At 46.6% G+C, this 21,135-nt stretch carries 18 protein-coding genes; 10 read left to right on the top strand and 8 right to left on the bottom strand.

The annotated features are described in order from the left end of the window. Window positions 1-53 precede the first annotated feature (53 nt). Window positions 54-806, top strand: coding sequence for a Uma2 family endonuclease (locus tag QUA33_RS03085; RefSeq protein WP_333146380.1), 753 nt, complete (start codon window positions 54-56; stop codon window positions 804-806). Between the two features lie 27 nt (window positions 807-833). On the opposite strand, the gene QUA33_RS03080 is transcribed toward QUA33_RS03085, so the two are convergent. Beyond that, a complete protein-coding gene (locus QUA33_RS03080; protein ID WP_333146378.1) occupies window positions 834-2,363 on the bottom strand; it encodes a phenylacetate--CoA ligase family protein in 1,530 nt (509 codons plus the stop codon). Between the two features lie 302 nt (window positions 2,364-2,665). On the opposite strand from QUA33_RS03080, the gene QUA33_RS03075 reads away from it, so the two are divergent. The 4 genes from QUA33_RS03075 to QUA33_RS03060 all read left to right on the top strand — a co-directional run bounded on the left by QUA33_RS03075 (window position 2,666) and on the right by QUA33_RS03060 (window position 7,955). Continuing rightward, window positions 2,666-4,570 carry a serine/threonine-protein kinase gene (locus QUA33_RS03075; RefSeq protein ID WP_333146376.1) on the top strand — a complete coding sequence of 635 codons (1,905 nt, stop codon included), beginning with the start codon at window positions 2,666-2,668 and terminating at the stop codon, window positions 4,568-4,570. A 221-nt stretch (window positions 4,571-4,791) separates the two neighbouring features. Further along, complete coding sequence (locus QUA33_RS03070; protein WP_333094641.1) at window positions 4,792-5,061, top strand: hypothetical protein; 270 nt, start codon at window positions 4,792-4,794, stop codon at window positions 5,059-5,061. Between the two features lie 574 nt (window positions 5,062-5,635). Further along, window positions 5,636-6,979, top strand: coding sequence for an EAL domain-containing response regulator (locus QUA33_RS03065; protein WP_333094642.1), 1,344 nt, complete (start codon window positions 5,636-5,638; stop codon window positions 6,977-6,979). Window positions 6,980-7,289: 310 nt separating this feature from the next. Beyond that, window positions 7,290-7,955 carry a response regulator gene (locus QUA33_RS03060; RefSeq protein ID WP_333072892.1) on the top strand — a complete coding sequence of 222 codons (666 nt, stop codon included), beginning with the start codon at window positions 7,290-7,292 and terminating at the stop codon, window positions 7,953-7,955. A gap of 468 nt (window positions 7,956-8,423) precedes the next feature. Here QUA33_RS03060 and QUA33_RS03055 read toward each other — a convergent pair whose 3' ends face one another. Both QUA33_RS03055 and QUA33_RS03050 read right to left on the bottom strand, forming a co-directional pair. Then, window positions 8,424-9,140, bottom strand: a complete 717-nt coding sequence (locus tag QUA33_RS03055; RefSeq protein WP_333146374.1) for a pentapeptide repeat-containing protein — start codon at window positions 9,138-9,140, stop codon at window positions 8,424-8,426. 191 nt (window positions 9,141-9,331) lie between these two features. Further along, window positions 9,332-10,531 carry a phosphoglycerate kinase gene (locus tag QUA33_RS03050; RefSeq protein ID WP_333146372.1) on the bottom strand — a complete coding sequence of 400 codons (1,200 nt, stop codon included), beginning with the start codon at window positions 10,529-10,531 and terminating at the stop codon, window positions 9,332-9,334. A 183-nt stretch (window positions 10,532-10,714) separates the two neighbouring features. Between QUA33_RS03050 and QUA33_RS03045 the strand changes: the two genes are divergently transcribed. Together QUA33_RS03045 and ylqF are read left to right on the top strand one after the other, a co-directional pair. Continuing rightward, the gene (locus QUA33_RS03045) at window positions 10,715-11,128 is read left to right on the top strand and encodes a universal stress protein (RefSeq protein ID WP_006633514.1); all 414 of its coding nucleotides are present in this window, start codon (window positions 10,715-10,717) and stop codon (window positions 11,126-11,128) included. 172 nt (window positions 11,129-11,300) lie between these two features. Beyond that, window positions 11,301-12,155, top strand: coding sequence for a ribosome biogenesis GTPase YlqF (ylqF, locus tag QUA33_RS03040; RefSeq protein ID WP_333146369.1), 855 nt, complete (start codon window positions 11,301-11,303; stop codon window positions 12,153-12,155). A 19-nt stretch (window positions 12,156-12,174) separates the two neighbouring features. Here ylqF and QUA33_RS03035 read toward each other — a convergent pair whose 3' ends face one another. Further along, window positions 12,175-12,987, bottom strand: coding sequence for an MOSC N-terminal beta barrel domain-containing protein (locus QUA33_RS03035; RefSeq protein ID WP_333146367.1), 813 nt, complete (start codon window positions 12,985-12,987; stop codon window positions 12,175-12,177). A 229-nt stretch (window positions 12,988-13,216) separates the two neighbouring features. On the opposite strand from QUA33_RS03035, the gene QUA33_RS03030 reads away from it, so the two are divergent. Then, window positions 13,217-13,927 (top strand): carbonic anhydrase, encoded by a 711-nt coding sequence (locus QUA33_RS03030; protein WP_333146365.1) that lies wholly within the window; start codon window positions 13,217-13,219, stop codon window positions 13,925-13,927. 119 nt (window positions 13,928-14,046) lie between these two features. On the opposite strand, the gene QUA33_RS03025 is transcribed toward QUA33_RS03030, so the two are convergent. Beyond that, window positions 14,047-15,234: a tetratricopeptide repeat protein gene (locus tag QUA33_RS03025; RefSeq protein ID WP_333094653.1), complete on the bottom strand. Its 1,188-nt coding sequence runs from the start codon at window positions 15,232-15,234 to the stop codon at window positions 14,047-14,049. 299 nt (window positions 15,235-15,533) lie between these two features. Between QUA33_RS03025 and QUA33_RS03020 the strand changes: the two genes are divergently transcribed. Beyond that, complete coding sequence (locus tag QUA33_RS03020) at window positions 15,534-15,803, top strand: GlsB/YeaQ/YmgE family stress response membrane protein (RefSeq protein ID WP_333037423.1); 270 nt, start codon at window positions 15,534-15,536, stop codon at window positions 15,801-15,803. A 229-nt stretch (window positions 15,804-16,032) separates the two neighbouring features. Here the strand turns inward: QUA33_RS03020 and sppA are convergent, their stop codons facing one another. From sppA to QUA33_RS03005, 3 genes are all read right to left on the bottom strand, one after another. Further along, window positions 16,033-17,853, bottom strand: coding sequence for a signal peptide peptidase SppA (sppA, locus tag QUA33_RS03015; RefSeq protein ID WP_333146363.1), 1,821 nt, complete (start codon window positions 17,851-17,853; stop codon window positions 16,033-16,035). Between the two features lie 158 nt (window positions 17,854-18,011). Next, window positions 18,012-19,061: a type 2 isopentenyl-diphosphate Delta-isomerase gene (fni, locus tag QUA33_RS03010; protein ID WP_333146361.1), complete on the bottom strand. Its 1,050-nt coding sequence runs from the start codon at window positions 19,059-19,061 to the stop codon at window positions 18,012-18,014. Between the two features lie 135 nt (window positions 19,062-19,196). After that, window positions 19,197-19,880, bottom strand: a complete 684-nt coding sequence (locus QUA33_RS03005; RefSeq protein WP_333146360.1) for an SDR family oxidoreductase — start codon at window positions 19,878-19,880, stop codon at window positions 19,197-19,199. 78 nt (window positions 19,881-19,958) lie between these two features. Here QUA33_RS03005 and QUA33_RS03000 point away from each other — a divergent pair, with 78 nt between their 5' ends. Next, window positions 19,959-21,068 (top strand): S-(hydroxymethyl)glutathione dehydrogenase/class III alcohol dehydrogenase, encoded by a 1,110-nt coding sequence (locus QUA33_RS03000; protein ID WP_333146358.1) that lies wholly within the window; start codon window positions 19,959-19,961, stop codon window positions 21,066-21,068. The last annotated feature ends 67 nt before the right edge of the window (window positions 21,069-21,135 follow it).

Here is a 21,135-nt window from a genome sequence, read left to right as displayed (position 1 = left end):
ATGAAAAGCTTGCTAAAATAGACACACAACCTCTTACTCCTCACCCAGCAGTCATGTCCGCAACTGCAGAATTAGCTACTACCCAAGAGATACTAGAACAAGAGATACTAGAACAAGAGATACCGGAAAACTTTATATTTCCTCCCGGCGATTTAGATAGTGATGAACATTCCGTAGAAACAGAACTGCACCTGCGACAAATAATCCTACTCCTCCAATGCCTAGAATGGCTGTGGCGAGATAGAAATGATTTCTATGCTGCTGCCAACCTCACCATTTATTACTGTTCCAATCAACTTAAATCGAAGGACTTCCGAGGCTCCGACTTTTTTGTTGTACTCGGAACAGAACGAAAAACTCGGAAAAGCTGGGTAGTTTGGGATGAAGAGGGAAAGTACCCCAATATTATCGTAGAAATCCTGTCTCCCAAAACAGCGGATATAGACAAAAACTTTAAAAAGCAACTCTATCAAGATACTTTTCGCACTCATGATTACTTTTGGTTTGACCCAGAAACTTTAGAATTAGCTGGGTTTCATTTACTTGACGGGGAATATGAAGCAATCGCACCGAACGAATCCGGGCATCTGCGGAGTCAACAGCTCGATTTGTGTTTAGGAATTTGCGAGGGAAAATTGCGTTTGTTTACAGCAGAAGGAGAGCTTGTCCCGACTCCTGAAGAGGTTGCAGAAAGGGAGATTCAACGAGCCGACGAAGAAGCTCAACGAGCCGGACAAGAAGCTCAACGAGCCGATCGCCTGGCCGCGAAACTGCGAGAATTAAATATTGATCCCGATACAATTTAGTCCAGCCCCTACTCACAAAAATACGGTTTACTGCCGCGTGTATCGGTGCTTCACCCCAATCGGAAAATACTCCGCATCGCCCATCGCAGTTAATGTCACCACAGGTAACTGATATTCTGGCGGAACGTAATTAGCAAATTCGCTGTTTAGCCGCCGCAATTGCGTGAGAATTGAAGATGCGATCGCCTGCTGCATCTCCTCATCGCCCTCCACCCCCGCTGCTAATTCCACAACCACCGATAACAACCGATTTTGATCCGCATCTTCCTTGACTTGCAGTACAAATTTTCCCGTCACCCATTCCCGAATGGTGGGAACTTCTAAACCTACGGTGACATTTTCCGGGTAAATGTTGGCACCGAAGTAGGAAACGGTAAAGTGCGATCGCCCGAATACATAGACAAATGGCAAGCAGCGAATTCCTCTGGGGAAATCAGAAACTTTCATACCTGCTGCTTGCTGCAAACGTGCCACAGGGTTAAATCCCCATTCAGCCAAAAAATTGAGCATTGCTTCGTAACAAATTAAACCGCCGTTATCGGAGATGTGATAGCGTATTAGCGGGATGCCGTTGTCGCCCGAAAATAATAGCGTGCCGTCATTATTCACTTCAAAAAAGCGGCTTTTCGGATCGTACTGCACCAGCGTTGGCAACCGCGATTCCCCGAATAAATTGCGTGCTGCTTCGGGATTGTTTGCTAAAAAGCGGCGGATGCAAATACTCAGCGGTGTCTCGTTGCCCAAAACGCCGGCATCCGCAGTACCGTAAAGGCTCGCAGAGTTGTAATATAGATTGTCAGAATTAGTGCGATCGCTCACCAAACCCCGCCATTCTTCGCTAAACACTTCCCCCGCAAACACCATCTTAATTCGATATTTTTGCCACTCCACACCCCCAGCAATTCCGCTATCAATCACATCCTTGATAAACGGCGGATATCCCAACAAAACTACTTGCTCGAAATGCTCCCCAAGTTCCTGCACAACTCGGAATATTTCAGTCTTATTATTCCCAGGCGTCACAACTGTAACGGGATAACCCTTACTCGCTAGATAGCGGCAGCAATTTGCCGTGTACATTCCGCCTACCCAAGTCCCCAAAGCAAAGCAAATCACAGCTAAAGTTGAGCGATTGTCGGCGGAAAAACTGTCGTGAAATATTTGTTCAAAACGAGTTGCTATTTGCAACTCGTCGCTGATAAAACGCGGCCAAAATGTCGGGTTTCCTGTCGAACCAGATGAAACAGCAATGAAATCGCAAGTTTCTAATTTGCCCTGGTAGCACAACTGAGGTAGCGGGTGACAGCGTAAATAATTCTCTTTGGTAATTAGCGGCAATTTTTGGAAGTCTTCCAAGGTTTGAATTGAGGCGGGATTGATGTTGAGTGCAGCTAGGAAAGTCTGGTAAGCTGGTACTGTGGCAGCGACTTTTTGGAAAAGCGCGATCGCTCCGCATTCGGCAACTCGACTCTGCTGGTGTTGCAATCGTTCCTCAAGCGGCGCCCTCAAAAACTCTTCAAACGCCCCAATTGCTCGCTGACGCTGTTCTGGCTGCATTATTTGCTCCTTAAAATGGGTATTTTGCACCTCGATCGCTCAAGATTCAATTAGTAGCGCTAACACCCGATCGCACATTGGGCTGGACACTCAAAATTTGAACACATTTTGAGGTCGATCGAAAATATGGCGCAGGAGATAAACTTCCATAGCACGAAACCGCTGTTTTCACAATAACCGCAGGGGATAGCCAAGCTGCCGATCGACTAATAAACACTGACACACTATGGCAAGATTAATTCAGCGATCGCCCAAAATCCTCAGTCTCAGTCAAGCGTGAAAATCCGACGCAGCAAGTTCCAATGAACAATCCCATCTACCCCGGCATAACTCTCAACAACCACTACCGCATCGTCCGCGAATTGGGACACGGAGGCTTCGGGCGCACCTACCTCGCTGAAGATGCCCACCGATTTAACGAACCCTGCGTTTTAAAAGAATTTGCGCCCCAAGTACATGGAAGTTACGCTTTACAAAAATCCGAGGAACTCTTCGAGCGGGAAGCCGGAGTGCTCTACAAGCTGCAACACAATCAAATCCCCCGCTTTCGCGAACTCTTCCGCGTCAGTATCAGCGATCGAGGCTACCTATTTCTCGTCCAAGACTACGTTCCCGGTCAAACCTACCGCTTTTTGCTCGACGCCCGCAAGCGTCAGGGTTTGCGGTTTATAGAAGCAGAAATCAATCAACTGCTGCTGCAGATTTTGCCCCTGCTCGAATACATTCACTCTTTGGGAGTGATTCACCGCGACATCTCCCCGGACAACCTGATTCTGCGGAGTTCTGACGGGATGCCCGTGCTAATCGACTTCGGCGGAGTAAAACAAGTCGCCGCCACCGTAGAGTCTCTTTTCGCTGAGGCTAACGGCGCTCCCGCCCCCGCGACTCGCATCGGCAAGCTCGGCTACGCTCCCGTCGAACAGATGCAGATGGGAATCGTCTATCCCCACAGCGATTTGTACGCTTTGGCGGCCACGGTTTTGGTGTTGCTGACTGGGAAGGAACCGCATCAGTTGCTCGACAGTCAGACGCTGAATTGGAACTGGCGGGCGGAATGTTCTCTGTCTCCGAATTTGTCCCTGGTGCTGGATAAAATGCTTGCTCAACAGCCGAGCCAGCGTTACTCCTCGGCTCGCGAGGTAATGCTCGCTCTCTCCGGCAATCCGCCTTTACAGCCACCTTTGCCGCCCGCCCCGGATTTTGGGATCGCGCAGCCGCCGGATCTGTCGCCTATACCCGTGCCCGCCCCCGCGCCAAAACTGCCGGGAACTCCGGTGCGAGTTGCAGCTATTGGCAATCAGCAAAAAATGCCTGCTTGGAAAATGGTTTTGTTGGTGGTGGCGGTGCTCTCAACTATGGGGGGAGTTGGCTGGTTTGCGGGCAATTCTTTGTTAAATCTGCAATCAAAAGTACAGAAAGTTCCCCAGCCTCCCAACCCGAAGCAGCAGCAAGAAGATGCTTTGCAAGATCGCTTTGTCAAGCTCAAAATTGACGATCGATTCTATAGCGGTTACGTCAACCTTGTGGACGAGACTTTTTATGCCAAATACCCGGAATTGGGGGGACGATTGTTAAAAGAAGGCGAGGACGATCGCCAGTGGCGCGAAAGGTGGCAAAAAATCGGCGACGAGTTGCTCGACAAGCTGGAAAATCTCAGCAGCAATGCTAGAGCGCGGTTGGGTACTTACGACACCGCCGATATCGATCGCTGGAAAACACAGGTTAACAAGCTGAATTTGAGCAGTCGGGCTTTGTACGATTTGGCTGATGCTAGGTTCTTTTATTGGTTTCCAGAACAGCCGCGCGATCGCAATCTCATCGGTTTGCCGATCGGACAAATTTGGCAAGCAATTACCGCCGACGAACTCGAAGCCTTACAAGCTGGAGCAACTATCGAAAGCGTTGAATTTGACCGCCTATCGAAGAGCAAACGCCTCACAGGCAATCTCAAACCCGGAGAAGGGAAAGCTTACATTGCCAGGTTCGCTCAAAATCAAACTTTGCGCGTGAATTTGCAAGCACCGCCCAAATCTACTCTACTGTCAATTTATACTCCGGGGCGGACAAAGGGCGCGCGAGCTTTGCTGGAAGATGCAGAGGGGTTGAGTTGGTCTGGATTGCTGGATGATGCTGGTTATTATGAATTCGTGGTAGTTTCTCAAGCATCTGAGCCGATCGCTTACGAGTTGAACCTGACGGCGGAATAACTGCTATTGACCGAAAGCATCCAGGATACAAGCCCCCGGATTCATCCGTCCAGAAATAAAAAACCTGTATCCGATAAAGGATTCCCCGAATTTATCCGTGGGGTCAATGCTAAAATCCAAAATCTAAAATCTAAAATCTAAAATTGGTTGACGCTCTCGATCCACCCAGGCAATAATAAGGTAATACCAATCAGATAAGTTGTCGGGTTCAAACAAAGAATATGCTGAGATTCGCGATCGTAGCTTTAGTGACTTTGGGATTAGTATTAGTGACTGCACTAGGTTTACATCCGGCCAATGCAACAGTCAGCACTCCCGAATTTTATGCTTGGAACTTTGCCTCTGTAGGCAGTAGCGAGCTGGTTTGTAAAAAGACAGTGGTAGTTCCGCAAGACCTGATTATTCCGTCATCATCAATGCACCCTGTCAGTATTACTTCGGCAATTGTAGATGAAAAGTTTTGCGCGAATTCCACTAAGCCAGTGAATTAATAAAGTGGATAATATGATGTCTGGTTATACAACCATAATTAAATTCTTCTTCAGTCGATATGAGATTTGAGATTTACTTTACAGATGAATCTGGAAGCTTGAACTTTAGTCTCAAATTGTTATCTCTCCCCGACTGTTATGCTTCGCAGCGATCCATTTTGGGGCTGTGTCAGGAGGTACCGTCCTGATTCATCCATCGAGAGAAAACACAAATCCTAAGTACAAACACGGGCTAATTATGAACAATTAACCGGACATCATATAAGTGATTGCCTGAGTAATTTCCGCCATCCGCGCACTGAAACTGTTGGCTGAATTTTTTTTAATGAGAAACGGGGGTATTTTGTAATAAAAATTTATCAAACGAGTAGGGCCCAGAAGTTTTCTGCTCTTGAAAGAGATCGAACTCTTCCCTATTTTAGCAGTGCTTTTATTGTGACTTAAGAACCGAAGTAAAATATTCAGCCATTTGGCTAATGGTTTATTGGCTAATTGGCCGACTCGGTAATTCGTTAGTTTGAATATGCTAGAGTTAGTCAGGTTGATATAGAGTGCCATCTGTTATCTAAGTATCATGCTCAAAATTTTGGTAATTGAGGACGACGAATTAATCCGGGAAACTCTTCTGCAACTCCTGGAATCTCACAGCTACCGGGTCATTGCGGCTGAAAACGGTCGAGCTGGGGTGCAGATGGCACTTTCGGAGATACCGGATTTAATTTTGTGCGACGTGCAGATGCCGGAACTCGACGGTTATGACGTGTTGCGGACTCTGCGGCAAAACTCGCTAGCTGCAACAATTCCATTTATTTTCCTCACGGCTCAAAGTGACAAAACCGATTTTCGCCGGGGGATGGAATTGGGCGCAGACGATTACTTGACAAAGCCGTTTACCAAAGCTGAATTGCTAGGAGCCATTGCTTCTCGCGTCTTGAAACGGCAAACTATTACTCAACCGCTGACAGTCGCGCTTCACCAAGCAGAAGCCAGACTCAAAGATTTAGTTAACGACTCCACTAAGGTTACGACCCTCTCTCCTGAAAAGTTTGCTCTCGAAGCTTTGTTGCGCCACGCTTTGGCACAAGGTGAGTTTCAGGTATACTATCAGCCACAAGTGAATATTGCTACCGGCAAAGTTATCGGCGCTGAAGCTTTAGTGCGCTGGCAAAATCCCGATCGAGGTATAATTTCTCCCTGCGAATTTATTCCCTTAGCAGAAGAAACAGGTTTAATTATTCAGATTGGCGAGTGGGTACTGCTTTCAGCTTGCGCTCAAGCCGCTAGTTGGCTGGCGGCGGGGTTTTCGCCCTTTACAATATCAGTAAACTTGTCGGCCCGGCAGTTGTCGGACCCGGAACTAAAAGCGCGAATCGTCCAAATATTGGAAACTACAGGTTTAGAGCCTGCTAATTTAGAATTAGAAATGACCGAAAGCGCTTTGGTGGAAAATGCGACTGTAGCAGGCGCTACTTTAAACGAACTTAAAGCTCTAGGAATTCGGATTGCTATTGACGACTTCGGCACCGGTTACGCTACTTTAGGATATCTTAAGCAATTTGCTTTTGACACTTTAAAAATTGATCGAATTTTCGTCCGTAATGCCAGCGAAGATACTCAAAATGCTGCTATTACTACAGCAGTAATTTTACTTGGTCACAGTTTGAATATGACAGTAATTGCTGAGGGAGTAGAAACAGAAGCAGAACTAGATTTTTTGAAACAACATCAGTGCGATATCATGCAGGGGTATCTGTTCAGCCGCCCCGAACCCGCACCGATAATTGAAAGTATGTTGGTTGCCGACCCGAGTTGGTTCGCGCCGCCCCCAGCAGGAGCTGCTCGCGCTGTCCCTTTTGTACCTGTATCCGAACCTGAAAAATCTAAAAACCTTTCAATGTCGGGTCTAGGAATAGTATAAGTGTCACCCAGATTTCAGTTTTACAGGATTAAATTCTTTCTTTTACCTTCTATTTTCTGCATAAAAGTTGACGCTTCCTCATAAAAAGTTGTAGCTTTTGATGATATGCGAACCAAATAAGGATATTCCCCATATTGCTCTACTGCTTCCGCTTTTATGCGCTAGGCGCTCCTAATTGGACTATTTGAGAAAGTGTGGCGTCTTGAAATTGTGAGCCTTTATCCAGTTGCAGGAGGTAAACTCATTTAAGTTCCTACTTTGGGACTGGCAGTTTCAAGAACTGTCCAACTGGAATTGGTGCAAGCCTGTCATGGAAAGAATATTAGTGGTTGACGACGAAGCAGACTGTCAAACAGTCTTAGCAATGTACTTGGAAAGTCAGGGATATCGGGTGGAATGCGCTAATTCAGGGGTGGAGGCGCTCTCAATGTTTGAAAATGCCCCCCCTGATTTGGTAATTTCAGATGTGATGATGCCGGAAATGGACGGGTTTGAGTTTTGTCGCCGTTTGCGAACTACCCGTTTGGGACAGTTAGTCCCGTTTATATTTTTGTCTGGTCAAGGGGAGATTGAGTCAAAAGTTGAAGGTCATTCGATCGGCGCTGACGATTATCTGGTAAAACCTTTTCAGTCTGAAGAAATCTTAGCTAAGGTAAAGGCGCAGTTAGAGCGCTCTCACCGGATTCACGCCGAGATTGTCCGACTGCTTCAAACTTCTAGCGGTAGGGCGGTGGAACCACAATTTGTGGCAGTATTGCCAGCACCTGCACCTTTGCCTTTAACACCAGCCGAGGAAAGAGTTTTTTGGGAGGTTATCCAGGGTTATACTAACAAACAAATTAGCGATCGGCTGTTTATTAGCCCCCGGACTGTGCAAGCTCATTTAGGCAGCATTTTCAGCAAATTACAGCTAGAAAATCGGGCACAGCTTGTGAGATTTGCCCTCGAAAGAGGGTACAAACCGCCTCAAACTTAACTCGGATCTCAACCTAGGGTGCGCCAGCCCGCCAGTCAGTCGATTTTAGATTTTAGATTTTAGATTTATTCCACAGATTCATCTGGGAGCTACAACTTTAGTCTAAAATTTTGATCTTTCCACGGCTTAAGTCGGAGACTTCTAGCGGTTTTTGGGCCGGGTCAGTCGATTTTAGATTTTAGATTTATTCCACAGATTCATCTGGGAGCTACAACTTTAGTCTAAAATTTTGCTCTTTCCACGACTTAAGTCGGAGACTTCTATCGGTTTTTGGGCCGGGTCAGTCGATTTTAGATTTTAAATTTTAGATTTTAGATTTATTCCACAGATTCATCTGGGAGCTACAACTTTAGTCTAAAATTTTGCTCTTTCCACGACTTAAGTCGGAGGCTTCTATCGGTTTTTGGGCGGGAGCAAAAATTCCCGTAGCTGCAAAAAAAATGGAGGCTGACGCACTCAGCAAGCAGATTATTCCACATTCAAAACACAATAAGGAAAAGTAGTGATCACGCAAACCCCAGGCCCCAAATTCGTACCTCGCAAGTTGGCACGTTCCAAATCAGCTTGCCGCACGTTATTCGCCGCATCAATATTTGTCCCGGTCAATTGAGCCCTAGGAAGCCTAGTATTTGACAAAATAGCATTCTGCAAATTAGTATCGCGCACATCGGCGAAAGACATATCCGCTCCGCTTAAATTCGCACGATTCAAATTAACTCTAAACAACAGCGAACGCCTCAAATCTGCATTCGACAAATTAGCTTGCAGCAGATAAGCTTCCCCCAGATTGGCATTAAAAAGTTTAGCACCGCGCAAATCCGCACTCGTCAGATTCGCTCGCCCCAAAAAAGCATTAGACAAATCCGCATTTCGCAGATTAGCACCATTCAATTCAGCACCGTACATCTCGGCATTCACTAAGTTAGCATTTGCCAAATTAGCATCACTTAAGTCCGCTTCTAGCAAATTAGCTTCATAAAGATTTGCTCCGCTTAAATCGGCTCCTCTTAAATTAGCTCTGTACAAGCTAGCCTTGAACAAATCAGCATTTCTCAAGTCACAGCCCTCGCACTCTTTAGTTTCCAGCAATTGCCTAACATGATCTGGATTTTGAGCTTTAACGGGAGCTGCCAGCCCAAACAAAGCTAAACTTGCCGTTACAGTTGCCAAGAGTTTAAGTTTCACAAACAAACCTCACTGCTACTTCAAATAAATTATACTAGCAAACTGTAGAGTTTAAACCGATATCCTTCTCTCTTTTCTCTTGCTCTGCGTTCTCTGCGCCCTCTGCGGTAAATCTTCAAAAACATGATTCGCAGCCAAGGATATAGACCTGCTGACAGCAAGGCGGGCAAAGCCCGCCCTACTTAACTTAATTAAGCTTCATCCAAAGCAGCAACACCAGGCAATTCCTTACCTTCTAGCAGCTCCAAACTAGCACCGCCACCAGTAGAAATATGGCTCATTTGTTCGCCTAAATTCAACTGTTCTACAGCCGCCACCGAGTCACCACCACCGATAATCGTGGTAGTACCAGTTTTAGTAAGTCCCGCCAAAGAATGAGCGATACCTTCAGTTCCCACAGCAAACTTCTCCATCTCAAACACGCCCATGGGCCCGTTCCAGATAACAGTTTTGCAATCGGCCAAAGCATCTTGGAAAGTTTTTACTGAATCCGGGCCGATATCCAAACCCATCCAACCGTCGGGGATGCTTTCTACAGGAACAGTTTGAGTGTTAGCATCAGCAGCAAACTTGTCAGCAACTACCACATCAGTAGGTAACAGAAAAGCAACTCCCCGTTCCTTTGCCTTAGCTTCCAAAGACTTAGCTAGTTCCAGCTTGTCCTCTTCCACCAAAGACTTTCCAACGTTCAAGCCGCGAGCTTTGTAGAAGGTGAAAACCATGCCACCGCCCAACAGCAGTTTGTCGCACTTTTCGAGCAGTTTTTCGATGACTCCAATCTTGCTGGAAACCTTTGAACCGCCGATTATAGCAGCTAAAGGACGCTGAGGATTGTCGATCGCACTGCCGAGATATTGCAGTTCCTTCTCCATCAAAAACCCAGCCACAGAAGGACTCAGATACTTAGTAACGCCCTCAGTAGAAGCGTGAGCCCGGTGAGCCGTACCAAAAGCATCATTGACATACAAATCGGCCACCGAAGCTAACTTCTTAGCAAATTCCGGGTCGTTTGCCTCTTCCTCTGGGTAGAAGCGGACATTTTCCAGCAACAGCACATCGCCATCTTGCATCGCCGCGACTGTAGCAGCGACTTCATCACCGATGCAGTCGTCAGTCTTTTTGACCTCTTTGCCCAACAATTCCGACAGGCGCACAGCAACCGGCGTCAAGCGCAACTTCTCTGTCACACCCTTGGGACGGCCGAAGTGGCTGCACAAAATCACCTTAGCGCCCTTGGACGCTAAATCTTGAATTGTCGGCAGAGCCGCCCGGATGCGAGTATCATCGGTGATATTGCCGTTGTCGAGCGGCACGTTAAAGTCCGCCCGTACCAATACCCGTTTGCCCGATAAGTCCGATGCCGATAAATTTGCTACAGTTTTTTTTGTCACAGGATTAACCTCCTAATATGTGTGTTTTTGTCGAATTCCGTTGAAATGGCGGCACTGGTCACTTGCACTTGGGCCTCGGACGCATTCAACCGCGTCCGTACAAAAAACGGAAGATGAAACAAACGGCACTGATTGGCTCAACGTAAACATTTTATCGGAGTCCGCGTCCCGGAGATGCGCAGTATGTTCAAGACTGTCTTATTTCCTGTAGATCAAAGCCGAGAAGCCCGCGAAGCTGCCGAAAAGGTGGTCAATATCGTGAAAACCTACGCTTCTCGCTTAGTTATTCTCTCGGTAGTCGAGCCCCCAGCCGAGGAGGCCGACGCCCCCGCGCGAGAGGTGATGACTTCCCCCGAAGCAGTCGCCAAACTTCTTTCTGAGGCCCAATCGATGTTTTCCCAGCAGGGAATTGAAGCTGAAATCATCGAACGGGAAGGCAAACCTGCTTTCACGATTTGCGATGTGGCTGACGAAATTGGGGCCGATTTAATTGTGATGGGCTGTCGGGGGATGGGTTTAACCGATGAGGGGGCGTCTGACAGCGTTACCAATCGGGTGATCAATCTGTCTCCTTGTGCAGTTTTGATTGTGCCTTAGTCAGTTGACAGTTGTCAGTTGACTGTTGACTGTTAGCAGTTGGCAGTTGACAGTTGACTGTTGTCATTCAACAACTAACCAATAACAACTGTCAACTAACAACTAACAACTAACTAATAACAACTAACAAGTAACAAAAGTCAAAAGTCAACAGTCAACAGTCAACTAACTAATGAAAATTCACTGGTATCCCGGTCACATTGCCAAAGCTGAACGGGCATTAAAAGAACAGCTAAAGCGGGTAGATGTTGTGCTCGAAGTCCGAGATGCCCGCATTCCATTGGCTACTTATCACCCCCAAATGCCAAGTTGGGTGGGGGGCAAGCCGCGAGTATTGGTCATCAACCGCATGGATATGATTACGCCTCGATCGCGCGAGGCGTGGGAAACATGGTTTGAGTCCCAGGGGGAAACTGCATATTTTACTAATGCCGAGCACGGTCACGGAGTACATGATGTGGCGGATGCGGTGCAGAATGCTGGAGTGCAGCTAAATCAAAGAAGGTTCGATCGAGGTATGCTGCCCCGTCCAGTCCGTGCAGTGGTGATGGGCTTTCCCAATGTCGGAAAATCTGCTTTAATTAATCGGCTGTTAGGGCGGAGAGTGGTGGACAGTGCCCGCAGAGCTGGAGTCACTAAATCGCTGCGATGGATTCGCATTTCTGACGAAATTGAATTATTAGACGCCCCCGGAGTGATCCCAACCCGAATTAACAATCAAGAAAATGCCATAAAATTAGCTATTTGCGAAGATATTGGCGAAGCAGCTTACGACAATCAGGTAGTAGCAGCAGCGATGGTAGATTTGCTCCAAGCGCTTGAGGCGGCTGATGACACGTTGATATCACTATCTGGTTTCAAATCCAGGTATAAATTAGATCCAGCCTCTAGTAATGGTGAAGATTATTTGCACGAGGTCGCAAAAGACAAGTATAAAGGAGATGTCGAACGAACGGCGCGGCAGATGTTAAACGATTTTAGAACTGGTGTGTTGGGTCAGCTTTCTTTGGAGTTGCCGCCGGCGTGATAAGGCTCGTGCCATACAACTAATCAGGAATGGTATTAAATAGAGACTTGCTGGCAGTGAGAATTTGAACTTCGTCTCCTATGTGTACTATTTTTTCGGCTGATTGAGGTGGCACTCTGGTGTTAACTATCAGCCGACTAATGTGATTTAAATGCCTTTTTACCAAGTCAGGCATGATTTCATTGTGCTTTGCTGCTAGTATTTTTTTAAAATTTGGATAAGCTTCTTTCGCTGCATAATTTTGCATAGATAGGAGACAGGCCTGGCCCGGATTAATACCTTCTAATATTACAGTCCCTATTTTAAACCTAACAATTTCATCAGATTGTGAGAAAAGTTGGTCTTCCCAAAAAGCCGGGACATCTCCTATTTCAATATTAGCTCGCAAGCTATGGCGCATCTCGTTAACGCAAACTCTCGGAAACCAAGATGCAACTTCGGCAATTGTTTCGGTACTGATAATGGTTGGCCCTGGTGCAGCAAGATTGTCGGGAAAACCAGTCAGCAAGTTTTCAATTAACTTGACCGAGAAACCGAAGTAATTGCTCAACCAAGATTCTATTCCCAAGCGTTCTCTATCTACATGAAAAAATATTTCTTGTTCGGTGCCTTGAATTTTCAGGCCGGCAATTCTCTTTTTAATGTCAAAGGATAAGCGTAGAAAACAGACTCCGCTGTTGTGCTTGCTGTTAACCAATTCTCCTGCTGCATCGCAGATTGCAAAAGAGCGATCGCCTTCTAGAGCTCCGCTGGCTAGAATAGTTGCTTGACTGACTGCTATGCCGTCAAGGGACTTGACCGGATAGATATGAATGCTGGCGACGTAGGACATTTCGAGCCCTTGATAAATAATTTTCGTTTTAGATACATTCTAGCATCCCGGTAGAAGGATGACCGCCGTTGACTTTACTAAATAAAATATGAATGAAATAAAAATAGGTCACTTTTTTGAAGTTGACATTTTGCCGGAGCTGCGTGTAAAGAAAAATCAAAGAAGTCTGAGTGAGATTGTGGTAGATATTATGCTATAAAATAGAAAAAATTGAACCGAGTTATAAGCAATGACTGAAAGCGGAAAACAAGGCATGATTTCGCGACGAAATTTAATGTTGAAGGCTGGTGCAGGGATGCTCGCGGCAAGCTTGGCACCAGTGCTTTTACAAGCCCAAGCAGCAAAAGCAGAGGCAATCTCTGACCTGACTCCGGACGGTGCTCTCAAGAAATTGATGGAGGGGAATCAACGCTACATTGAGCAAAAACGGACATTTCCCGACCAAGCTCGATCGCGGATTGTAGAAGTAGCACAGGGTCAACATCCGTTTGCAACCATCCTGGCTTGTTCTGATTCGCGCGTTGCTCCCGAAATTATTTTCGACCAAGGATTGGGGGATTTATTTGATATCCGAGTAGCTGGCAATTTTCTCGACGATGTGGTTCTCGGAAATATAGAATATGCGGCCTTAGAATTAGGGGTGCCACTATTAGTAATTCTGGGTCACGAACGCTGCGGTGCTGTCAAAGCAGCTTTAGATGGCAAAGCTGTGCCTGGTCACATTAGCACTTTGGTGGCGGCGATTAAACCCGCAATTGATTCGACTAAAGGTCAAACAGGCGATGCGTGGGATAACGCAGTCAGAGCTAATGTGAAAATGAATGTAAATAACTTACAATCATCGTCGCCTGTTTTAGCTGAAGCAGTCAAAGCGGGCAAGCTTAAAGTTGTTGGGGGCCGCTACGATTTGGATAGCGGCAAAGTGGAGATAATTGCTTGATTTTACTGGTTGTATCTCATATCTTGGAATATTTTAATGAACAGGCTTTCGGGCCTGTTCCACGAGAATTTGATTGTGGGGTGGGCAGGAGAACCCGCCCATAAAAGCCATAATTTCATTTACATTAAACCCATTTCTTGCAGTCCCCGGCGCAGGCGTTCTGCTTCAAATGGGCGGCGCTGTTCGTGAAGGGCGATCGCTCTTTTGAATTCGGCTAAACTTTCTGGCATTTTACCAATTTTCAGCAAGGCTACTGCCAAGTTTTGATGAGCTTCGGCGTGTTCTGGATCGATTTTTATCGCTTGTCGGTAATAGGCGATCGCATCTGCTAAATTTCCGGCTGCCTTCAGCGTCAGTCCTAAATTATAGTGACCTACTGCAAAATAGGGGTCAATTTTTAAAGCTGCTTTGTAAGCTTTTTCAGCAGATTTCAAATCTCCTTCATCTTTGAACAAATTGCCCAAATTATTGTAAGCGCCCAACTTGAGCGGGGGGAAAACATTGGTATTAATTGCGGCTTGATAGTGTTCTTTTGCTTTACCAAATTGCTGCTGCTGGCGATAAGCAATTCCCAAATGATAGTTAAGCTCGTAAACAATAGAATCATCAATGCCCTCGGCAGTTAAGCCTTTGGTTAATAAATTAATTCCCCGCCCAATTTGCCCGGTTTCTACATACAGCGCACCTAATTTGCTACAAGCATAAGCATCGTTTGGATAATAAGCGATATACCGTTCCATGGCTGCTTGAGCTTTTTGGAATTTACTTTTTGCTGCGATCGCATCTTTTTGATAACCAGAGTGCCAAATCGCCACATCGGGGAGAGCAGCTATTTTCCACTTGGGTTCCCTCTGCAAAATCTCACCTACGCTGTCGTCTACCATGGCGTGGTAAGGGCGAGAAAAGCGGATGTCGGGGCGATTGCGAAACAAGCGCGACACCAAGGAATAGGGAGATTGAGAGGCACCGATTTCTTGGCGGATGAGATTGATTAGCAGCAGCCGATCGCTCGCAATTGCCTGCTTCATTTGAGGTACCATCTCCGGTACCAAAACCTCATCTGCATCCAACACCAAAATCCAGTCGCCCAGGGCGTGCTTCAGACACTCATTGCGCGCCGCTGCGAAGTCGTCGCACCATTCAAAGTCATAAACCCTCGCCCCGGATTCTCGGGCAATTTCACGGGTGCGATCGCCCGATCCCGTATCCACCACCACTATTTCGTCCACAACACCTTTAACGCTGTCCAAAGTCCGCGACAGTGTTGCCTCTTCATTCTTCACAATCATGCACAGAGTCAGATCCATCGGGCGCAAACTTTCCTCGTTTCACAAAATTATTGTAATTTTTTTACCAGTAAAACACAAAAAGTCCCAGAAACAATTCTCCTATTTCCTTTTTGCCTTGAGCATAAGTACCTTTCTTCCCTAGAGAAAGTGGGTTAACTCTTTTGAGATATTAAAAAGGCTCAAACTCCGACAATTAATGGGAAATCCTACCACTTTCGGTTCCTCCCTACGGTAGAGGTAAGGACTGGAGAGCACTTGTTATTCTAAAAACATAAGACAAGGCACGAGAAAAGTTTAAGTATTCAGGAGAAAGAGAAATGGGAATTATTGCTTGGATCGTTTTAGGACTGATTGCCGGTGCGATCGCCAAAGCCATTTATCCGGGAACTCAAGGCGGTGGTTTTCTGGCAACAACAGGTTTAGGAATTTTGGGCGCGCTAGTGGGAGGTTATCTGGGTCAAGTCTTGCTGGGGACTAGCGGGGGAGCATCCTTTGGAGCATTGACTCTACCCAGTATAGCTTTTGCAGTTGTAGGTGCGATCGTTCTACTTTTCATCTGGGGATTGTTAACTCAGCGTGCTGCATAACAAATACTACCAATTCCCAGTCGATAGACTTTTAGGGTATTCATAAACCCGGTTTCTTCAAGAAACCGGGTTTTTCAGTGGTTGGTAGGATGCGTCAGCCTACTTTTACCAAATCCGCGTTAAAAACCCCGATCGGACTCAGCGCTTGCAACGGTTCAAGAGCAAAACTTTTCTCCGCACAGAGGGGGACTGAAGAATAAAGGGGGAAAAATGCCGGACTTGGTATTAATTAATCAATCCGCAAATTGAAAGGCAAGCGAACATAAATCCCCTGCGGGTCGTTCATAGACTTGATCGCAGCCAATTCATCTTGCATTTTCTTAAATTCGGCCGTTAGCGGGTCGAGTTTGGTGGCTGGTTTCAAAACGTGAACGCCTGAAATTTTTTCCAAAATTCGCTCTTCCAAACTGCGGCGTTTGGGATATTCTTCCACCTTCCAATCGTCGCCGAGTTTAGCTTGCTTAGCAGCCTCTCTGACAGCATCTTCAAGCCCGCCAATTTCATCGACCAAACCCAACTGTTTCGCGGCAGTGCCAGACCACACCCTGCCTTGAGCGATTTCTTGTACCTTGTTTTTCGGCAGTTGGCGGGAGTTGGCGACTTTAGTAATAAATCGATCGTAAATGCGATCGACTATCCTCTGAATATTCGCCAATTCTTGAGGATTTTTGGGACGGGAAACCGTGTTAGTATCCGCAAAGCGGGCGGTTTTTACCACGTCCCAAGTTAGGCCGTTGTTAGCAGCCAACTTTTCGGCGTTGAACAGCATTCCAAAAACGCCTATCGAACCGGTAATCGTATTGGGTTCGGCAAAAATGCGGTTGGAACCCATCGAAATCCAATAGCCGCCGGATGCTGCTAAATTGCCCATCGAAACGATAACTGGTTTCTTTTTGCCCGTCAGCATCACTTCGCGTCCGATTACTTCGGCCGCCGTCGCGCTACCTCCGGGACTGTTGACGCGCAAAACCACTGCTTTTACGTCGTTATCTTCTCGGATTTTCCGCATTTCTTTAGCGATGCGATCGCCTCCTACTTGAGTCGGGCCCCCTTCGCCGTCTACAATCTCTCCCTCTGCGTAAAGTATAGCAATTTGGTTTTTCTTGTCAGCGCGAGTTGAGTTTTTATCTTCAGCGACTCTGGCGTAGTTTTTCAAACTAATTTGCTTGAAAGATTTGTTTTCGCCATCGGTTCCTGTGAGCTTTTTAAGTTCAGTCGATATTTCATCAAAGTAAACAACTTTATCAACTAACTTGCTTTTTAGAGCTTCGTCAGCCATCAAAGTTCCGCCCTTATCTGCAAGCGCTTGCAGTTGCGGAACAGTCACTTTACGGATCGGGGCGACAGTTTTCAGGTATTCTCCCCACATATCTCCGAGCAACTTTTGAGTTTGCTGGCGATTTTCGGGACTCATTTTTGTGAGCAAAAACGGCTCAACGGCTGACTTGTATTTGCCGACGCGAGTCACTTGCACTCCCACGCCGTATTTCTCCAAAGCACCGGTGAAAAACATTGCCTGACTGCTAAAACCGTTGAGTTCCAAAGCGCCGTAAGGATTGATTGCTATTGTATTAGCAACGGAACCGAGGTAATAATCTCGCTCATTCCAGTCCATCTGGTAAGCAAAAATGGGCTTTTTGGCATCTCGGAAACGCTGCAAGGCTCCTCGAACTTCTTTGAGGTTGGCAAACCCGCTGCTGCTCGAATCCGAGCTGCCTTCGAGATAAATGCCAACGATTTTGGGATCTTTTTTTGCATATTCGATCGTGTCTAAAACAGTCCGCAGCGTCACTGTATCCCCGGAATCTTCCGAAAGGACTTCTTCAATCGCCGCGCCAGTGCTACGGCTCGGTTTGCTGTCGGTAATATTTAAAGAAAGGTCTAATACCAATACCGACTTATCTTTAACTTGCGGGCCCGAATCCTTAGACGACGATGCGGCCAGAGCAATTAGCAGTACCAGTCCTCCCAATCCGATGCTGCCTAGCAGCAACAGTCCTAGGAAGGTTCCCAGTAAACTTGCACAGGTATATTTTAGGAAATCTTTCATTAGATAATTGGTTATTGGTTATTGGTTATTGGTAATTAGTAATTGGTAATTGTAATTGGTAATTGTAATTGGTAATTGTAATTGGTAGCAACTCACAAATAACAAATAACAACTAACCACTGCCAACTGCCAACTGCCAACTGCCAACTGACTCACTTTTATCTTAACCTTTCCAAAACCCCAGAATGTTTTAACTCACCCAAGTTAGCGCAGCCCGTACAGAACATCACGGTGGCGATTTCTGCAATTAAAACCTCAGCTAGAACGCCTGCGGCTGATTCCGATTCCGCTGCAGCTTGTAGAAACGGCCGCGCCAGTCCCGCGATATCCGCGCCGAGGGCGAGGGCTTTCGCTGCATCCAGCCCATTCTGCAAGCCTCCAGAAGCAATCAAAGGAACATCCGGCGCTGCGGCGCGGGTGCTGACAATGCACTCGGCTGTCGGTATTCCCCAGTCGGCAAAGGTTGCGCCCAACCTGCGCTGCTTGCCATCTTTAGCTCGCTCTCCTTCTATTTTGGCCCAAGAAGTGCCTCCGGCCCCGGCAATGTCGATCGCACCTACCCCCGCAGCGAGCAATTTCTTTGCCATTTTTCCTGAAATACCGTTGCCGACTTCTTTCGCAATAACTGGTACTGGTAATTTATCGCATAATTTGGCAATTTTATCTAGCAGTCCTTTAAAGTTAGTATCACCTTCGGTTTGAACGCACTCTTGCAGCGGATTGAGGTGCAAAATTAGAGCATCTGCTTCGAGAATATCAACAATTTTTTGGCACTCTTCCAAACCGTAATTATAGTTTAATTGAACTGCTCCGATGTTGGCAAATAGCAGAATATCGGGAGCGCGGCGACGGACGGCAAATGTAGGAGCTAGTTGAGGATTTTCTACAACAATTCGCTGGGAACCGACTCCCATTGCTAGTTTGTATTCTCGAGCGACATCGGCGAGGCGATAATTGATTGTCTGGGCTAATTCTGTGCCACCGGTCATCGAGGAAATGAGCAGGGGAACGGCTAGTTTTTTGCCGAGAAATGTGGAGGTTAAATCAATTTCAGTGCGATCGAGTTCTGGCAAACAGCAGTGAGCAAAACGGTAGCGTTCGAGGCCGCTTGTAGTTTCGCGAAATTGTACGTCTTCTTCGAGGCAGATCCGCAGGTGGTCTGCTTTGCGGGTTTCGGTTTGCGAGACGGAGGTTAGCGGCAAGTTCACAGTGGCTATTTGGGGAAAGAGTTGTGATTTGGGAATATAGCAATTTTATTTCATTTTTGAATTTTTTAATGAACCGCAGAGGGCGCAGAGGAGAAGAAAAGAGAGATGTTCGCAAATCCTGCCAGGGTTGCTGTATTATCCAGGAACAGTCAGCGGCATTCCGTTATCGGAAGGTTTTAATTTTAGTAAAAAAGGAACTGCTTTTTGCACCCAGGCTTTGACTGATGTGTAACTTGCCGCATCTTCGCCGAAACAAATGTCCAACATATCCGTGTGAATTATCCCCGGATTCAAAGGAACTGCTGCCATACCTGCGGGCAATTCTTGAGCGAGCGATCGCGTAAGTCCTTCTATCGCCCACTTAGAAGTGCAATAGGGCGCGAATTCCGGCGAAGTTGACCTTCCCCAACCAGAACTAAAGTTGACAATTATGCCGTTTTTTCGAGCAATCATTGCCGGGACAAAATGGCGAATTACATTAGCCGTGCCTTTAATATTAACATCTATTAGCTGGGAAAAATCTTCGCTGCTGACTAACCAAAGCGGCGCGGGATGGTTGACTAAAGCTGCATTGTTTATGAGCAAATCGGGCGGCTCATTTTTTGCCATAATTTCTGTTGCCCAAGCTTTTACTAGAGCGTCGTTTGCGACATCCACACAAGTAAAATAATGGGGTGCACTATATTTTTGGTTGAGTTTTTCCACCGCTTCGGAAGAACGGGCGCATCCCACAACTGTATGTCCCAATTCAATAAACTTTTCGGTCATGGCAAGACCGAGACCGCGACTGACTCCGGTAATTACAATTAATTTTGTCATAGATTTGCTGAATTTTGACATTAAGTAATACAATACATATTGACTGGTCAATTAACAAATATATCGCAGGGAGAAAGCATGAAAGTAAAAGCAGCAGTTGCTCGCAGTGCCGGCAAACCTTTGAGCATTGAAACGGTGGATCTGGATGGGCCGCGGGCTGGAGAGGTGCTGGTGGAAATTAAAGCCACCGGTGTTTGTCACACTGACGCTTACACTCTTTCGGGTGCCGATCCTGAAGGTTTGTTTCCGGCTATTTTAGGCCACGAGGGAGCCGGGATTGTCGCAGAAGTTGGGCCGGGAGTCACGAGTGTCAAAGTGGGCGATCGGGTAATTCCTCTCTACACTCCCGAATGTCGGAACTGCGAATATTGTTTGAGTGGCAAAACGAATCTCTGTCAAGCCATTCGCATCACTCAAGGTCAGGGAGTCATGCCCGACGGCACGAGCAGGTTTTCCATAGACGGGCAGAAACTTTACCATTACATGGGAACTTCTACCTTCGCCAATTATACAGTATTGCCAGAAATTGCAGTAGCAAAAATTCGCGAAGATGCTCCTTTGGATAAAGTTTGTTTAATCGGCTGCGGCGTAACAACTGGCATCGGCGCTGTCATCAATACGGCGAAAGTAGAACCGGGTTCTAATGTGGTAGTTTTCGGTTTAGGCGGCGTGGGTTTGAATGTAATTCAAGCAGCTCGTATGGTGGGAGCTAACATGATTGTCGGCGTAGACTTGAACCCCAACAAGCGAGAGATGGCGGAAAAATTTGGCATGACTCACTTTGTCAATCCCCGCGAAGTGGAAGGTGAGTTAGTGCCTTATTTAGTAGATTTAACCAAAGGCGGAGCTGATTACAGTTTTGAATGTATCGGCAACATTAATGTGATGCGCCAAGCTTTGGAATGCTGCCACAAAGGTTGGGGTGTGAGCGTAATTGTCGGGGTAGCGGGAGCCGGTCAAGAAATTAGTACCCGCCCGTTTCAGCTAGTAACTGGTAGGGTTTGGAAAGGGACGGCTTTTGGCGGGGCGAAAGGCAGAACTGATGTTCCTAAGATTGTTGATTGGTACATGGACGGTAAAATTGATATTGACAGTCTGGTAACTCAGGTAATGCCGATCGAGAAGATCAATGAAGCCTTTGATTTAATGCACAAAGGCGAAGTAATTCGCACAGTGTTGACATTTTGAGTTGTTGAAGGAAGGAGGAAGAGGGAATAAGGAAGACAGGAATTACGGAAAAAGTGGTTTGACACGC

The sequence above is a fragment of the Microcoleus sp. Pol14D4 genome (assembly GCF_036701245.1).
Classification (GTDB): domain Bacteria; phylum Cyanobacteriota; class Cyanobacteriia; order Cyanobacteriales; family Microcoleaceae; genus Microcoleus.
The sequence above is the reverse complement of the archived record's forward strand: the minus strand, read 5'-3'. Positions and strand labels throughout refer to the sequence as shown.

Bases quoted from the DNA above. Each gene is read 5' to 3' on its own strand.
- QUA33_RS03085 (WP_333146380.1), top strand. From the start codon at position 54: ATGTCCGCAACTGCAGAATTAGCTACTACCCAAGAGATACTAGAACAA.
- QUA33_RS03080 (WP_333146378.1), bottom strand. From the start codon at position 2,363: ATGCAGCCAGAACAGCGTCAGCGAGCAATTGGGGCGTTTGAAGAGTTT.
- QUA33_RS03075 (WP_333146376.1), top strand. From the start codon at position 2,666: ATGAACAATCCCATCTACCCCGGCATAACTCTCAACAACCACTACCGC.
- QUA33_RS03070 (WP_333094641.1), top strand. From the start codon at position 4,792: ATGCTGAGATTCGCGATCGTAGCTTTAGTGACTTTGGGATTAGTATTA.
- QUA33_RS03065 (WP_333094642.1), top strand. From the start codon at position 5,636: ATGCTCAAAATTTTGGTAATTGAGGACGACGAATTAATCCGGGAAACT.
- QUA33_RS03060 (WP_333072892.1), top strand. From the start codon at position 7,290: ATGGAAAGAATATTAGTGGTTGACGACGAAGCAGACTGTCAAACAGTC.
- QUA33_RS03045 (WP_006633514.1), top strand. From the start codon at position 10,715: ATGTTCAAGACTGTCTTATTTCCTGTAGATCAAAGCCGAGAAGCCCGC.
- ylqF (WP_333146369.1), top strand. From the start codon at position 11,301: ATGAAAATTCACTGGTATCCCGGTCACATTGCCAAAGCTGAACGGGCA.
- QUA33_RS03035 (WP_333146367.1), bottom strand. From the start codon at position 12,987: ATGTCCTACGTCGCCAGCATTCATATCTATCCGGTCAAGTCCCTTGAC.
- QUA33_RS03030 (WP_333146365.1), top strand. From the start codon at position 13,217: ATGACTGAAAGCGGAAAACAAGGCATGATTTCGCGACGAAATTTAATG.
- QUA33_RS03025 (WP_333094653.1), bottom strand. From the start codon at position 15,234: ATGGATCTGACTCTGTGCATGATTGTGAAGAATGAAGAGGCAACACTG.
- QUA33_RS03020 (WP_333037423.1), top strand. From the start codon at position 15,534: ATGGGAATTATTGCTTGGATCGTTTTAGGACTGATTGCCGGTGCGATC.
- sppA (WP_333146363.1), bottom strand. From the start codon at position 17,853: ATGAAAGATTTCCTAAAATATACCTGTGCAAGTTTACTGGGAACCTTC.
- QUA33_RS03005 (WP_333146360.1), bottom strand. From the start codon at position 19,880: ATGACAAAATTAATTGTAATTACCGGAGTCAGTCGCGGTCTCGGTCTT.
- QUA33_RS03000 (WP_333146358.1), top strand. From the start codon at position 19,959: ATGAAAGTAAAAGCAGCAGTTGCTCGCAGTGCCGGCAAACCTTTGAGC.